This is a genomic window from Mycobacterium sp. NGS27 (assembly GCF_059813005.1).
This window is the reverse complement of record NZ_JCALDT010000010.1, coordinates 80986-96308: the sequence shown is the minus strand read 5'-3', so window position 1 is coordinate 96308 and position 15323 is coordinate 80986. Positions and strand designations below refer to the sequence as shown.

At 66.0% G+C, this 15323-nt stretch carries 13 protein-coding genes and 1 tRNA gene; 3 read left to right on the top strand and 11 right to left on the bottom strand.

The features are described from left to right. Nucleotides 1-4: 4 nt before the first annotated feature. The 10 genes from AC5Y30_RS23045 to argS all read right to left on the bottom strand — a co-directional run bounded on the left by AC5Y30_RS23045 (nucleotide 5) and on the right by argS (nucleotide 11651). Nucleotides 5-664: an L-threonylcarbamoyladenylate synthase gene (locus AC5Y30_RS23045; protein ID WP_499921285.1), complete on the bottom strand. Its 660-nt coding sequence runs from the start codon at nucleotides 662-664 to the stop codon at nucleotides 5-7. Beyond that, nucleotides 657-1523 carry a peptide chain release factor N(5)-glutamine methyltransferase gene (gene prmC / locus AC5Y30_RS23040; protein WP_499921283.1) on the bottom strand — a complete coding sequence of 289 codons (867 nt, stop codon included), beginning with the start codon at nucleotides 1521-1523 and terminating at the stop codon, nucleotides 657-659. Before prmC ends, AC5Y30_RS23045 begins: the two co-directional genes overlap by 8 nt. Continuing rightward, a complete protein-coding gene (gene prfA / locus AC5Y30_RS23035; protein ID WP_499921281.1) occupies nucleotides 1520-2593 on the bottom strand; it encodes a peptide chain release factor 1 in 1074 nt (357 codons plus the stop codon). Before prfA ends, prmC begins: the two co-directional genes overlap by 4 nt. A gap of 99 nt (nucleotides 2594-2692) precedes the next feature. After that, the gene (gene rpmE, locus AC5Y30_RS23030; RefSeq protein ID WP_066873624.1) at nucleotides 2693-2923 is read right to left on the bottom strand and encodes a 50S ribosomal protein L31; all 231 of its coding nucleotides are present in this window, start codon (nucleotides 2921-2923) and stop codon (nucleotides 2693-2695) included. Nucleotides 2924-3104: 181 nt separating this feature from the next. Further along, the gene (rho, locus tag AC5Y30_RS23025; protein ID WP_499921279.1) at nucleotides 3105-4961 is read right to left on the bottom strand and encodes a transcription termination factor Rho; all 1857 of its coding nucleotides are present in this window, start codon (nucleotides 4959-4961) and stop codon (nucleotides 3105-3107) included. A 261-nt stretch (nucleotides 4962-5222) separates the two neighbouring features. Further along, a complete protein-coding gene (gene thrB / locus AC5Y30_RS23020) occupies nucleotides 5223-6170 on the bottom strand; it encodes a homoserine kinase (protein WP_499921398.1) in 948 nt (315 codons plus the stop codon). A gap of 5 nt (nucleotides 6171-6175) precedes the next feature. Further along, on the bottom strand, nucleotides 6176-7258 hold the full coding sequence (gene thrC / locus AC5Y30_RS23015) for a threonine synthase (RefSeq protein ID WP_499921277.1): 1083 nt from the start codon (nucleotides 7256-7258) through the stop codon (nucleotides 6176-6178). Beyond that, nucleotides 7255-8580 carry a homoserine dehydrogenase gene (locus AC5Y30_RS23010; RefSeq protein WP_499921275.1) on the bottom strand — a complete coding sequence of 442 codons (1326 nt, stop codon included), beginning with the start codon at nucleotides 8578-8580 and terminating at the stop codon, nucleotides 7255-7257. The genes thrC and AC5Y30_RS23010 overlap by 4 nt, the downstream gene beginning before the upstream one ends. Before the next feature lie 3 nt (nucleotides 8581-8583). Further along, on the bottom strand, nucleotides 8584-9942 hold the full coding sequence (gene lysA / locus AC5Y30_RS23005) for a diaminopimelate decarboxylase (RefSeq protein WP_499921397.1): 1359 nt from the start codon (nucleotides 9940-9942) through the stop codon (nucleotides 8584-8586). A 56-nt stretch (nucleotides 9943-9998) separates the two neighbouring features. After that, on the bottom strand, nucleotides 9999-11651 hold the full coding sequence (gene argS / locus AC5Y30_RS23000) for an arginine--tRNA ligase (RefSeq protein ID WP_499921273.1): 1653 nt from the start codon (nucleotides 11649-11651) through the stop codon (nucleotides 9999-10001). Nucleotides 11652-11778: 127 nt separating this feature from the next. Here argS and AC5Y30_RS22995 point away from each other — a divergent pair. From AC5Y30_RS22995 to AC5Y30_RS22985, 3 genes are all read left to right on the top strand, one after another. Further along, a tRNA-Arg gene (locus AC5Y30_RS22995) sits at nucleotides 11779-11854 on the top strand. A gap of 80 nt (nucleotides 11855-11934) precedes the next feature. Beyond that, on the top strand, nucleotides 11935-12231 hold the full coding sequence (locus AC5Y30_RS22990; RefSeq protein ID WP_499921271.1) for a hypothetical protein: 297 nt from the start codon (nucleotides 11935-11937) through the stop codon (nucleotides 12229-12231). Further along, the gene (locus tag AC5Y30_RS22985) at nucleotides 12228-12392 is read left to right on the top strand and encodes a hypothetical protein (RefSeq protein WP_499921270.1); all 165 of its coding nucleotides are present in this window, start codon (nucleotides 12228-12230) and stop codon (nucleotides 12390-12392) included. Before AC5Y30_RS22990 ends, AC5Y30_RS22985 begins: the two co-directional genes overlap by 4 nt. Before the next feature lie 58 nt (nucleotides 12393-12450). Here AC5Y30_RS22985 and AC5Y30_RS22980 read toward each other — a convergent pair whose 3' ends face one another. After that, nucleotides 12451-14571 (bottom strand): hypothetical protein, encoded by a 2121-nt coding sequence (locus tag AC5Y30_RS22980; protein ID WP_499921268.1) that lies wholly within the window; start codon nucleotides 14569-14571, stop codon nucleotides 12451-12453. Nucleotides 14572-15323: the final 752 nt, after the last annotated feature.

Sequence of the window (15323 nt, the reverse complement as noted above, 5' to 3'; positions counted from 1 at the left end):
CCAGTCAGGCCGGGGGGGTCAAGCTCTCCGGATCGACCGCGAGTACTTCCGCGATCCGTTCCGCGCTAACCGGACCCGGCCGCAGAATTCGCGGCGAGGCACCGGTCAGATCGACGATCGTGGAGGCCGCCCCTTGATCGGACGGGCCCGCCTCCAGGTAGACGTCCACCAGATCGCCGAGTTGGCTGCGCGCCTCGTCGGCGTTCACGGCGGCAGGACGGCCGGAGACATTGGCGCTCGAGACCGCCAGCGGCCCGACTTCGCGCAGCAGTTCAATGGCGACGGGGTGCAGGGGCATCCGCAACATCACCGTGCCGCGGGCATCGCCGAGATCCCACTGCAGTGAGGGCGCCTGGCTCACCACGAGGCTCAACGCGCCCGGCCAGAAGGCGCGGATCAGGTCGCGGGCCCCGTCCGGCATGGTGTAAACGAGTCCCTCGATGGTGTGCCAGGAGCCGACCAGCACACCCACCGGCATGTCGCGCCCCCGGCCTTTTGCCGACAGGAGGGCGGCGACCGCGGCGCTGTTGAACGCATCGGCACCGATGCCGTACACGGTGTCGGTCGGCATGACGACCAGGCGGCCGCCCTTGAGCGCCCCCGCGGCCGCGGCGATCCCGAGGGAGCGCTGACCGGGATCCGCACAGTCGAAGACGTCAGTCATTGGCGCCGTTCTCCCCCGGTGTCGCTGCCCTGCGGGCCGTGACGAATCGCGGCCGGCCGGTCAGATCGCGCCGCGCCCGGACGTCTTCGAAAGACCCTGTGCGATCGAACAATTCCACCGTCTGCGCCGACGTCGTGTCGTCGTGCTCGACGGCGATCAGTCCGCCCGGGCGCAGCCAGCGACCGGCGAGGCGGACGAGCGGGGCGATCACCGCCAATCCGTCCGGACCGCCGAAGACGGCCTGGTGCGGATCGTGTTGGGCGACTTCGGGATCCAGCACGGCATCATCGGGAACATAGGGCGGGTTGGCCACCACCATGTCGACTCGAGCATTCAGTTCGGCGAGCAGTCCCGGCTCGGTGACGTCGGCGCGCAGCAGTTCGATCGCGGTGCCCTGCGTATTGCGACGCGCGTAGTCGAGCGCGGCGTCGGAGTTATCGATGGCGATGATTCGCGCGTCAGGCAGGTGGTGAGCGAGCGCCACGGCCAAAGCACCGGAACCGGTGCACAAGTCGACGATGACGGGCCGCGGCGCGAGTTGTTGCGAGGTGGCCCATTCCAGCAGGGCCTCGGTCTCGGGACGGGGTATGAAAACCCCGGGACCCACGTCCAGCATGACGGGGCCGAATGCCGCGGTCCCCAGCAGATGTTGCAACGGCACCCGTCGCGAACGCACGGCCACGACTTCGCGGTAGCGCCCCAGGAAGTCGTCGCCGGGGGCCCGAAGCAGGCCCAGGCGTCCGCGATCGGTTCCCGCCAGGTGTGCGGCCAGCTCCTCGGCATCCCAACGCGCAGAATCGATTCCCGCTTCGGCGAGGGTGGCCGCAGCATCGTCGATCGCGCGCCGCAGGGCGTTCATGCCTGTTGCAGCCGGGACTGCTTGTCGGCGGCGGCCAGAGCGTCGAACAAGGCGTCGAGGTCGCCGTCGAGAACCTGATCCAGGTTGTGTGACTTGAAATTGATGCGGTGATCGGCGATCCGGTTCTCGGGGAAGTTGTAGGTGCGGATGCGCTCGCTGCGGTCCACCGTGCGGATCTGGCTGGCCCGGTCCGCCGAGGCATCGGCCAGCGCCTGCTCTTCGGCCAGGGCCTGCAGGCGGGCGGCCAGGACCTGCAGGGCGCGCGCCTTGTTCTGCAGTTGCGAACGCTCGTTCTGGCAGGTGACGACGATGCCGGTGGGCAGGTGCGTGATGCGCACCGCGGAGTCGGTGGTGTTGACGCCCTGGCCGCCCTTGCCCGACGACCGGTAGACGTCGATGCGCAGGTCCGACTCGTCGATCTGCACCTCCCCGACTTCCTCGGGTTCGGGATACACCAGCACGCCGGCCGCCGAAGTATGAACGCGGCCTTGGGATTCCGTCACCGGGACACGCTGCACCCGGTGAACTCCGCCCTCGAACTTCATCCGCGACCAGACCCCGTCGGCGCTGTCGCCCTTGCTGGCGATGGCCAGCGTCGCGTCCTTGTAACCGCCGAGGTCCGAAGTGGTTTCGTCGAGCACGGTGACGGTCCAGCCATGCCGTTCCGCGTAGCGGATGTACATCCGCGCCAGGTCGGCGGCGAACAAGGCCGATTCTTCGCCGCCCTCACCGGATTTCACTTCGAGCACGATGTCGTCGGGGTCGTGCGGGTCGCGCGGTGCCAGCATGTCGGTGAGCTGGGTGTCCAACTCGGACACCTGGGTCTCCAGGTCGGTCACCTCGGTCGCGAATGACGGGTCGTCGGCGGCCAACTCGCGCGCCGTTTCCAGGTCGTCGCGCGCGGCCACCAGCTTGCGGTAGGTGCCCACAATCGGGGCCAGCCTCGCGAACCGCCGCCCGGCCCGGCGGGCCTCGTCGGGATTGCTGTGCAATTCCGGGTCCGCCAGCCGGCGCTCGAGGTCGGCATGCTCGGCCAGCAGCACGTCGATGGTCTGTACCGGCTTGGTCACTGCCGCACCTCCTGCCCCGCTTCGCCTGTCATCACCGCAAACGCGAACCGACGCCCGGCCCGTGCGACGGTGCGCACAGTTCGGGCGTCGGTATCCGAGCTATTTGTCGGCCGCAGCGCCGGCGTTGCGCTTGCCGTACCGCTTCTCGAAGCGGGCCACGCGGCCACCGCTGTCGAGGATCTTCTGCTTGCCGGTGTAGAAGGGGTGGCACTGCGAGCACACCTCGACGACGATGCGCCCGCCGTCCTTGGTGCTGCGCGTCTGGAAGGTGTTGCCACACCCGCAGAGCACCGTGGTCTCCGCGTAGGCGGGGTGAATGTCAGCTTTCATGATGTCCTCTTCGGTCTTGTCGAGCGTGATTATGCCAGGTCAACCACTGTCCTCCCAAAACACGGGGGCGCCCCTGGGCATTCCCGGCCGCGTGGGCGGCCTGCGCGAGACATAAACCACGGCGATCTCACGCGGCGTGTCGTGTGCGTGGTCTAAGTGTCGCGACGGCCGGCGGACCGGGCTAGTCGTTGTCCATCGCGCCGGGCGTCGTCTTGGACACCTGGACCAGGAACTCGTAGTTGTTCTTGGTCTTGCGCAGCTGCGACATCAGCAGGTCGATGGCCTGATGCGAGTCCAGGCCCGACAGCACGCGGCGCAGCTTGTGCACGATGCCGAACTCATCCGGCGACAGCAGCAGCTCGTCCTTACGCGTACCCGACGGGTTGACGTCGACAGCCGGGAAGACCCGCCGCTCGGAGATCTTGCGGTCGAGCTTGAGCTCGGCGTTACCGGTGCCCTTGAACTCCTCGAAGATGACCGTGTCACCGGTGGACCCCGTCTCGACCATCGCGGTGGCGATAATCGTCAGCGACCCGCCTTCCTCGATGTTGCGGGCGGCGCCCAAGAACCGCTTCGGCGGGTACAGCGCGGTCGAGTCGACACCACCGGACAGGATCCGCCCCGACGCGGGCGACGCGTTGTTGTAGGCGCGCCCGAGGCGGGTGATCGAGTCCAGCAGCACGACGACGTCCTTGCCCTGCTCGACCAGCCGCTTGGCCCGCTCGATCGCCAGCTCGGCGACCGAGGTGTGGTCCGACGGCGGCCGGTCGAAGGTCGAGGCGATGACCTCGCCCTTGACCGAGCGGGTCATGTCGGTGACCTCCTCGGGGCGCTCATCGACGAGCACGACCATCAGGTGGCATTCGGGATTGTTCCGGGTGATCGCGTTGGCGATGTCCTGCAGGATCGTCGTCTTACCGGCCTTGGGCGGCGACACGATCAGCGCGCGCTGGCCCTTGCCGATCGGCATGATCAGGTCGATGACGCGGGTGGTCAGCCGGTCGCTGGTGGTTTCCAGACGAAGCCGCTGGTTGGGGTACAACGGCGTCAGCTTGGAGAAATCGGGCCGCTTCTTGGCGTCCTCGACCGAGCCGCCGTTGACGCTGTCCAGGCGCACCAACGGGTTGAACTTCTGCCGCTGATTGGGCTGTTCGCCGTCCTTCGGCACGCGGACGGCGCCGGTAACGGCGTCACCACGACGAAGGCCGTTCTTGCGCACCATGTTCATCGACACGTAGACATCGTGCGGGCCGGCCAGGTAGCCGGAGGTGCGGACGAAAGCGTAATTGTCGAGGACGTCAAGAATGCCGGCTACCGGCTGAACGACGTCGTCTTCGCGCAGCTCGGTGTCGCCACCCTCACCGGGTCGCTCGCCCCGGCGGCGCCGGTCACGGAAGCGGCGGCCCCGCCGGCCCTGACGGCCCTCGCCGTCGTCGTCCTGCTGGTTCGCGCCGCCGCGGCCCTGCTGGCCACCGGAGCTTTGGTCCTGGTCGCTGCCGCCGTCTTGGCCGCGGTCGTCATTCTGGTTGTCTTGCTTGGCTTTCTCGCGGCGGTCCGCCTCACTAGGAGCGGCGCCCTCGCGGCTGCCTGAGCTCTCGCGGTCGGCCTCGTCGTTGCCGCGGGCCGAGGATCCCGCTTCGCGGGAAGCGCCGCGTCGTTCGCGGCGGGGCGCCTCGGTCGTCGCACCGTTCTGGCCGCGCTCGGCCGCCGGCGCTTCGGCGCCGCTGTTGTCGTTCTTGTCGGACTCTTGGTTGCCCGACTTGCCGCTGTCCTCAGTGGACTTCGTGCCGTTGGCGGGGGCGCCGTTGGCCTGGCCCCGGACTTCCTTGATCGCGGCGATCAGTTCGTTCTTACGCATACCCGACGTCCCTTTGACGCCAACTTGATTGGCCAGCGCGCGCAGCTCGGGCAGCACCATCGTGGACAGTGCACCGCCCGAGACGTTGGGTTTCGCGTCTGGAGTGTCTGCGCTCACGGCATTCGGTAGTTGATTGGCGTCAGTGTTTTCGCCAGCCGTGAACAGGTCCGTATCAGTCACGGATTTCCTTTCTTCCCCCGCTGATCAGGTCATACGGGGGGTTCGTTGCATTCAGGCAAATTGCCGAGTGCGCCCAATCATCGACATTGCAACGGTGATCGCCTGGATCGGCGGAGTAAGCGGCGAACCTCGTCCACAAGAAGAATTGGTGTTGTCCTAGCGGCAAGGCAGTATGGATGCAGATGCTGCGATTGCTGGACGGCTCCGAGGATAGCCCCCATCCCTGCTGGAAGCAAGCAAACCCTCCGGCCACGCCATGGATCAACCGACGACGGTGACTCCCGGGCTCCAGCGCGCTGGTTCGCCAGCGGTCATCTCGGTGATGGTAAAGCCGATCGTGGCTCCATAGTCCATGACTTCCGCGGGCAACTCCGGCGCTGTGGTCAGCGCAATCAGCGAAGGACCCGCCCCGGAAAGCGTCGTCGCGATGTTATGACGCCGCAGCAGTCGCAAATATTCCGCCGAGGCCGGCATGGCCGGTGCGCGCTCCGACTGGTGCAACACGTCTTCGGTGGCCGCCATGAGCAGATCCGGGCGTTCGGTGAGTGCTACCACCAGCAACGCGGCGCGGCTCACGTTGAACCGCGCGTCCTCGTGGCTGATCTGCTCGCGCAGCAGGATGCGGGTGTCCGCGGTGAGTGAGCGCTCCTCGGGAATCGCGCAGTACAGGTGGATATCGGGGTGCAGCCGCAGCGGCACCGCCGCGTACTGCGGGTGGGTACCGCTGCGGTCAGCCCACGCGACGACCGCACCGCCCAAAACGGCGGCCGCCGCGTTGTCGGGATGACCCTCGAACTCCGAGGACAGCTGGATCAGTTGAGTGTCGCTAAGCGGCGTCCAATCCGTTTGTGCGACAAGGCCGTTCGCGCCCGCCAGGCCACCGACCACCGCCGCCGCGGAGGAGCCGAGGCCACGCGAATGGGGAATGGCGTTGCGGCAACGCACTATCAGGCCCGGTGCGCGGACCCCCATGGCGCGCAGCCCGCAGTCCAGGGCACGAACCACCAAGTGTTCGGGCCCCACCGGCAACTGACCTGCGCCCTCACCCTCGACCAGCACAACGAGTCCGGATTCCGTTGTCTCGACGATGATTTCGTCGTAGAGGCTCAACGCCAGACCGAGGGTGTCGAAGCCGGGGCCAAGGTTGGCGCTGGACGCCGAGACCACAGCGCTGGCCACCAACCCGACAGGGAGTGTCGGGGTCGCGATCGCCACTAGGCCAGCCCCAGCTTCTCGACCACGAGTACCGGGTCCACCGGCACCGGGGTCACGGTTGGCATATCGCGCAGCGCGGTGTCGGGATCCTTGAGGCCGTTGCCGGTCACCGTGCACACGACGGTCGATCCGCGAGCCACCCAACCGTCGTCGACGGCCTTGAGCAGGCCGGCGATGCTGGCCGCCGAGGCGGGCTCGACGAACACGCCTTCGGACTCGGCCACCAGGTGATAGGCGGCCAGGATCTCTTCGTCGGTTGCGGCCAAGAATCGCCCGTTCGATTGCCGCTGCGCGTCAACGGCCGCCGTCCACGATGCCGGCGCGCCGATGCGGATGGCGGTGGCGATCGTCTCCGGGTTCTTGACCGGGGCGCCGCGCACCAGCGGGGCCGCGCCGGCCGCCTGGGTGCCCAGCATGCGCGGCAACTTCTCGATCAGGCCCTCGTGGTGATACTCGGTGTATCCCTTCCAGTACGCGGTGATGTTTCCGGCATTGCCGACGGGCAGCGCGTGCACGTCGGGTGCGGCGCCAAGCGCGTCGACAATCTCGAACGCCGCAGTCTTCTGGCCCTCGATGCGCACCGGGTTGACGGAGTTGACCAAGGCGATCGTCGGAAAGTCGGCCGCCATCTTGCGGGCCAGCTCCAGGCAATCGTCGAAGTTGCCGTCGATCTGAATGATCTTGGCGCCGTGCATGACCGCCTGCGCCAGCTTGCCCATCGCGATCTTGCCCTGCGGTATCAGCACCGCACAGGTGATGCCGGCACGCGCCGCATATGCCGCCGCGGACGCCGAGGTGTTTCCGGTCGACGCGCACAACACAGCTTGCTGGCCACGGGCCAACGCGTCGGTGACCGCCATTGTCATGCCCCGGTCTTTGAAAGAGCCGGTGGGGTTGAGGCCTTCGACCTTGAGATGCACGTTGCAGCCGGTCTTTTCCGAGAGCCGGCCCGCCGCGATCAGCGGTGTACCGCCCTCGAGCAGGGTGACCGGGGTCCAGTCGTCGCCGACCGGCAACCGGTCGCGGTAAGCCTCGATGAGACCGGGCCACGGCTGATGAACGGCGGTGCGAGGGGCGCTCATAGGGTGGTCCCTTCCAGTCGCAGCACGCTGGTCACGCTCTGCACGGCGTCCAAATCGGCCAGCGCATCCACGGTTTCAGACAGCGCGGCGTCCGTGGCGGTGTGGGTGACAACGACGATGCGGGCCCCCACCCGTCGTCCGTCTTCGTCCGCGACGCCTTCCTGACGGACCTCGGCGATGCTCACCTCGCGCTTGGCGAATTCGGCTGCCACCGAGGACAGCACGCCGGGCTTGTCGGCGACGTTCATGCTGACGTAATAGCGCGTGGAGATGAAACCCATTGGGGCGACGGGGAGTTGGGCGTATCTGGATTCCCTGGGCCCGCGACTGCCCAGCACCCGGTTACGCGCCGCCATCACCATGTCGCCGGCCACCGCGGACGCGGTCGGGGCGCCGCCGGCACCCTGGCCGTAGAACATCAACCGGCCGGAGGCCTTGCCTTCTACCACCACCGCGTTGAAGGCGCCGTTCACCGTGGCCAGCGGGTGCGACAACGGGACCAGCGCCGGATAGACGCGCGCCGAAACTCGCTCTTGTCCATCGTCGGTCGTGATGCGCTCGCAGATGGACAGCAGCTTGATGGTGCAGCCCAATGCCTGGGCCGACTCGAAGTCGGCGGGGGTGACCTTGGTGATGCCTTCGCGGTAAACGTCGTCGGCGGTCACCCGGGTGTGAAAGGCGATGGACGCCAGAATCGCAGCCTTGGCGGCCGCGTCGTACCCCTCGACGTCGGCGGTGGGGTCGGCCTCGGCGTAACCCAGCGCGCTCGCCTCGGCCAGCGCGGTGTCGTAGTCGGCGCCGGTCTCGTCCATCGCGGACAAGATGTAGTTGGTGGTGCCGTTGACGATCCCGGCCACCCGTAACACCGTGTCGCCGGCCAACGACTGCGTCAGCGGACGGATCACCGGGATGGCACCGGCGACGGCCGCCTCGAAATACAGGTCGACATGCGCACTTTCGGCCGCCTGCGCCAGCTCGCCGGTGGAGGTGGCCAGCAGCGCCTTATTCGCGGTGACGACCGATTTACCGTGCTCGAGCGCGCACAGGATGGCCTTGCGGGCGGGCTCCACCGGCCCCATCAGTTCCACGACGATGTCGACGTCCTCGCGCGCGGCGAGTTCCTCGATGTCGTCGGTGAGCAACTCGACGGGGACACCGCGGCCCTCGGCGACGCGGCGCACTCCGACGCCGCGTAACACCACGGGTGCGCCGACACGAGCGGCGAGGTCGTCAGCGCTGTCCTCGATGATTCTGACAACTTCGCTGCCGACGTTGCCCAACCCGAGTACCGCTACACCGACCGGCTTTTCGTCACGGGGCACAGTTCACCTCACTTCCAGACTCAATAGATCGTCGACCGTCTCACGGCGCAGGACCAGACGCGCGCGCCCGTCGCGCACTGCGACGACCGCGGGGCGGCAGACCATGTTGTAACGACTCGACAAGGAATAGCAGTAAGCACCGGTGGCGGCCACCCCGATCAGGTCGCCCGGTCGCAGATCCCCGGGGACCCAGGTGTCGCGCACCACGATATCGCCGCTCTCGCAGTGCTTTCCGACGATGCGAGCCAGCTCGGCCGGTGCATCGCTGAGCCGCGAGACCAGACGGGCGTCGTACTGCGCGTCATAGAGTGCGGTCCGGATGTTGTCGCTCATGCCGCCGTCGACGCTGACGTAGCGGCGGTTCGCGGTGGCGCTCACGTCGACGTCCTTGACGGTGCCCACCTCGTAGAGCGTGATGGTGCCGGGCCCGGCGATGGCGCGCCCCGGCTCCACCACCAGCCGCGGGGTCGGCAGCCCGACCGCCGCCGACTCGTTGCGCACGATCTCGCTCAGCTTGGCGGCCAGCTCGCCCATCGGCGGCGGATCGTCGGCGGCGAGGTAGGAAATGCCCAGTCCGCCACCCAGATCCACGGTGGAGATCTGCGTGGCCTTCTCGACACCGAATTTTTCGACAGCCTGGTGCAGCAGACCGATGACCCGGCGCGCGGCGAGTTCGAAGCCGGCGACGTCGAAGATCTGCGAGCCGATATGGCTGTGCAGACCCACCAGCCGCAGGTGCTGCGTTTCGAATACGCTGCCGACGGCGTCCAAAGCCGCACCGCTCGCCAACGACAGGCCGAACTTCTGGTCCTCGTGCGCGGTGGAGATGAACTCATGGGTGTGCGCCTCGACACCGACCGTGAGACGGACGAAGACATCCTGGACGACGCCCGCCTCCCCCGCGATGGCATCGAGCCGCTCGATCTCAACCATCGAGTCCAACACGACGTGGCCGACACCGGCTTTGACCGCTGCCGTCAGCTCGGCAATGGATTTATTGTTGCCGTGGAAGGTGATTCGCTCCGGCGGGAAGTCAGCGTGCAGCGCGACGGCCAGTTCACCGCCGGTGCACACGTCGAGTGACAGGCCTTCTTCGTCGATCCAGCGCGCTATTTCGCTGCACAGGAACGCCTTGGCGGCATAGTGGACGTTTTCGCCGCCACCGAAGGCCGACGCGATTTCTTTACAGCGGGAACGGAAGTCGTCCTCGTCGACGACGAACAGCGGGGTACCGTACTCCTGGGCGAGGTCGGTCACCGTGACCCCCGCGATGCTGGCGATTCCGGCTTCGTCGCGAGCGACGTTGCGGGGCCACACGTTCGGCGCCAGCAGCAGCAACTCCTCGGGGGATTGCGGGCGCAGTGGGCTTTCGGCGTGGCGGGTCTCTTCGGCGTGCCGAGGACCGGCGGGGTGAACGTTCACATTCGCTCCGGGGCGGTGACGCCCAGTATCGCCAGCCCGTTGGCGATCACCTGGCGGGTCGCCTGGCACAGCGCCAGGCGCGCGGTGTGCAGATCGGTCGGCTGCTCGTCGCCCTGCGGCAAGACCCGGCACGAGTCGTAGAACCGGTGGTAGTCGCCGGCGAGGTCTTCCAAGTACCGGCACACCCGGTGGGGTTCGCGCAGCGTCGCCGCCGTGTCGAGCACCCGGGGGAATTCGCCGATGGTGCGCAGCAGCGTCCCCTCTTTGTCGTGGCTGAGCACCTCGAGGTGCGCAGTGTCGGGGATCAGCCCGAGTTCGGCGGCGTTGCGGGCCAGTGCCGAGAGCCGGGCATGCGCGTATTGCACGTAATAGACCGGGTTTTCATTCGACGCCGAGGACCACAGCGCCAGGTCGATGTCGATGGAGGTGTCCACCGAGGAACGGATCAGGCTGTAGCGCGCGGCATCGACGCCGATCGCCTCGACGAGGTCGTCCAGCGTGATCACGGTTCCGGCCCGCTTGCTCATCCGGACCGGCTGGCCGTCGCGGACCAGGTTGACCATCTGGCCGATGAGCACCTCGACGTGAGCCGGGTCGTCGCCGAAGGCGGCGGCCACGGCCTTGAGCCGGGCGATGTAGCCGTGGTGGTCGGCTCCCAGCATGTAGATGGCCAGGTCGAAGCCGCGCTGCCGCTTGTCCAGGTAGTAGGCGATGTCGCCCGCGATATAGGCCGGCTTGCCATCGCTTTTGATGACGACGCGGTCCTTGTCATCACCAAAGGCGCTGGTGCGCAACCACGTTGCGCCGTCCTTCTCGTAGATGTTGCCCGTCTCGCGCAGCCTGGCGATGGCCTGGTCGACCCGACCGCTGGTGTGCATCGAGTCTTCGTGGGTGTAGATGTCGAAGTCGGTGCCGAACTCGTGCAACGACTCTTTGATATGGCTGAACATCAGATTGACACCGATTTCGCGGAAGGTCTCCCGCATCTCGTCGTCGGGCAGACTCAGCGCCTCCGGCGCCTTTTGCAGCACCTGGGCGGCGATGTCGTTGATGTAGGCGCCGGCGTAGCCGTCTTCGGGTGTGGGCTCGCCCTTGGCCGCGGCGATCAGCGAGCTGGCGAACCGGTCGATCTGGGCGCCGTGATCGTTGAAATAGTATTCGCGCACCACGTCGGCGCCCTGGGTGGACAACAGCCGGCCCAACGCGTCGCCGACGGCGGCCCAGCGGGTGCCGCCGATGTGGATCGGCCCGGTGGGGTTCGCCGACACGAATTCCAAGTTGATGTGGCGGCAGGCCAGCGCGTCGGAGTGGCCGAAACGGTCGCCCGCGTCGATGACGTTGGTGACGACGACGGCTTGCGCCGATGCCTCGAGGCGCAGGTTGATGAAGCCGGGGCCGGCGACCTCCGCCGACGCGATGCCGGCGGCCTGCGACAGCGCCTCGGCGAGCCATCCGGCCAGTTCGCGGGGGTTGGCGCCGACCTTTTTGCCCAGCTGCAGCGCCAGGTTGCTGGCGTAATCGCCGTGCTCGGGATTGCGGGGCCGCTCCACCGTGACCGCCTGCGGCAGCAAGGCGGCATCCAGCCCGCGCTCAACCAACACCGCGGCGGCGGTGGTCTTGAGCAGCTCAGCGAGGTCAGCGGGGGTCACGAACGTTCATCCTATTGGCTGGGGTGCCCCCGCCCCGAATCCATTGCGGTGGCAGGGCGGGAAGTTCAATGCGTTAGTCTGTCCGTGCTTGTTCGAAAGCCCCATGGCGCAACAGGTATGTCGGTGCGCCCCCGTAGCTCAGGGGATAGAGCGTCTGCCTCCGGAGCAGAAGGCCGCAGGTTCGAATCCTGCCGGGGGCACCATCTGACCAGCGCAGATGCAAACCCGCACAAGATTTGCACAACTAGGCCGTCTGGTGTGGCTCCAACAAATTGGAGTCACCATGCCCACATCCACCCCGCATCCCGTCCCCGCCCCTCCCGGTGCCGACTTCGTTGACGACTGGCAGCCCGAGCAATACCGGATGGTGCTAGGCCCCAAACGGGCAGTAGCCGGCGAGGTCGAGGTTTGGACCTCAGTCGCGCAGCGCACTGATGGAACCATCGACACTGGCCAGATAGAGGTGCCGCTGGTTCACGTCGACACCAGAGCCGGCTTTGGGCTGACCGTTGAGCAGGCCCGCGAGCTGGCCGGCGTGATCCTCGATGCCGTGAACGAACTCGACGGGTGGACGCGATGAGCCCCTGGCTGGCACTGCTGCTGATACCCGTGCTGGTTTACGCCTGGTTTGAGGCCAAGCGCCCCGCGCAGGCCCGTAAGGCGTTGCTTTGGATGGTCGTGGGCGCTGCGGTGGTCGCGGTGGCCTTCTACCTGATAACCAATGGAACCCAGGCGGCATAGCGCACGTCTGAATAACTGATCGGGCCGCCCCTACTCTCCAAGGGGCGGCCCGATTCGTTTATCCGCCCATCGGCGCCGGCAGGCCGCCGTAATAGCCAGCGGCGCGCGAGTTCTGCTCCCAGTTCGTGCGCCGAACCAGGTCGTCGTTGTCCTTAACCGTGTTGCCAGACACGATGACCCGGTTGTCGTTGTGGACTTGCGGGCTACCGCCCGTCTGCTGATTGATTCCGTACGAACCGCCACCGGGACCGGCCGACGCTGAAACCATCGGCCCCGGTTGAGGAATCATCCCGGCCAAGCCACTCAAGAGGCCACCGCCGCCACCGGTAGCTCCGAGACCTGGTGTGCCCATCGGGCCGCTGGCCATGCTGCGCATGGTGCCCAAGCCCCAGTTGAGGATTCCGCCGCCGAGTTTGACGGCCCCGAAGTCCAACGGAGACTTGCCGCCGAACACGCTGCCGTCCAACCCGACCATCTGCAGCAGACCGTTGACTAGTCCCTGGCCGAGCTGCTGCCCCTGAGACTCAAACGGGCTACCCGCGCTGGCGCCCACTGCTCCGCTGCTGGCCTGGGTGACGTATAGCGGGTCATGCTCGGCGCCAGTAGGGATGGGGCCGACGCCAGATTTACCGAGACTGGCATCCCGGAAACCACCACCGCCGCCGCCGCCGCCAGACGATGCACCGGAATCCAGGCCACCACTCGAACTATCCGAATACCAAGATTTAAACCCAGCGGGTAACACGCCTTTCGGTACGCCTCCAAAGCCCTTCACAATGCTGTTGGCGTAAGCGGACCGCGGTGGCTGGGCGTTTCCCTGCCAGTCGCTTGCGACCCCATTCTGGCCCACGACGGTCGCCATCCACGACGCCTGAGCTTGCGGCGAACCACCAGCCGGGAACGGACCCGCTACCGATTGGCGATCCCGGATTTGCTTCGCCAGAGCTCGCGCATGTTGATCGAGACTGGTGCCTGCCTGCGAGTCAGTGAATCCCAAAGTCGGGGCACCAGAAGGGTTATTCCCCTCAGTTTTGGCGAACCCTTGAAGCATCGGGTACATGCTGGAATCAATACCAGCCCTCTGAAAAGCCGAAATTAAATCACTGTTGACCGTGCCGGTCCCCATCCCAGGAAAGCCCGGATAGCCGCTAGGCGCAGCGGGTTTCGGAATCGGCGCAGGCCCGGCACCTGGCGGATATGCCGCACCTGGGAACAGCACACCGTTCAGATCGTTCTGAACCCCCGGCGCGGCTGGGGTGCCCAAAACCCCCTTCAACTGGTCTGAAGGATCATGCCCCTTGCCGAATCCCGGCCAGTACGAGAACGTCTTTTTCGTGGTGTGCTCATTCGATTTGTCCCAGGGCATCGGCGCCAGACCGAACAGGGTGGTGTAGTCCTTGAGGCTGTCCCACATCATGCCGCCGCCACCGGACAAGATTTTCGACGGATCGTGAGATTGCAGACCGCTCAAGAGCTTGTCCATATTGCCCGCGAAATTCTTATCCAGCGCGGCGATCGACGCGAGCGTTATGGCAACCGGGCCGGCAGCCTTGCCGATCATCTCGAAGGCACCCGCGAACCGGGGCGCATCATTGGTGAACGTTCTCAGGCCATCGGTGGTGTCTTTGATGTGGCCCTTGAGGATGCCGTAGGTGTCGGTGAGGCTCTTGGACTTATCCCTGACATCACCCAACGGGCCTTCCCAGCCAGAGATATCAATGCCGAAGTTCCTAGCCACCGGCTCAAGGTTTTTCAGCGTCTGAGATGCGCCATCGAGGGCAGAGGTGAAATCACCGACCTTCGCGGAGTGAATGGCGTCAGCGACTCCCCTTGTGGCAGAGCCCCACTGCTGGAACAGCTCCACGCCGCGCGCGACACCAGGCAGATTGCGAGTCGCCTCACCAATCGCGCTGCCAATCTCCTTAGCGGCAGTATTGGTGAGCTCTTTACCGATCTCACTGCTGAAGATCTCGCCGGCAGTCTTACCGGCTTTGCCGAACGCCTCTTTGGCGTGCTGACCGACCGAACCAAACTCGTCGTGAACCTTCTTGCCGATGCCCTTGATGCCGTCGCCGAACTTCCCCTTGGCCTCTTTGCCCGCGGCCTCCATCGCAGGACCAACCTGCGAAGTTTCGGGAATTACAGCAACCCACAAATCCGCGGCGTGGAAATCAGCCATCAGGCACCACCCTTAGTCATCTCGCGAACAACAGACAGGTGGGAGCGTCGGCGCGGAGCACTCGCCTTCGCCAACCTGTCTAATAAGGAACTGAGAACTTTCGCCGCCGACGCGTGCTGACTAATAGCGCGGGGACTGTCTAATAGCTGAGCCAACGCCACCGCAGCCGCAGCAAGACCCGGCCGCTCCTCGGCAGCTAACCCAATTTCCTGACGCACACTTAACTCCACCGGACCAGGCCCCTGACCAGCAATAATGTCGGGGTTTGCGCGTCTTTGCTGGCGATAACTGGCGTTGCGGCCGACGCAGTCAGCACACCGGCAGCCGTTATTGTACGCGGACAGCGTACCGTGCTTGAGAGCCATAATTCACCTATCTCCGCAGCTCAGAGCGGTGTTCACAGGAATCTGTCCAATCTTGGACACTTTCCTGTGAGCCGCCTGAGTGTTCCAGCAAACAACTTTGGTCGCACCAACGCGGCCTATGCATCGCCGCAGGTCAGAGGCCCAATTTGTTATTGAACACGACCCGCCAAACCGTTGCATTAACTCATCATTCAGCCGCATTTATGCCTCTGAACTGCGCATATGTGCTCGACCCTTCGGAATTGGTCTCGAATTCTTATTGGACAAAAACTGCCGCAGCCTCTGGCTCGTCCGGATGGTCGTTTGCTGAGATTTGCATACCCCCTGGTCAGGGGCGTATTTGCCGTCCAGCAAACTAGCTGCACCCGCTTTGGACCGAGCGGTCCA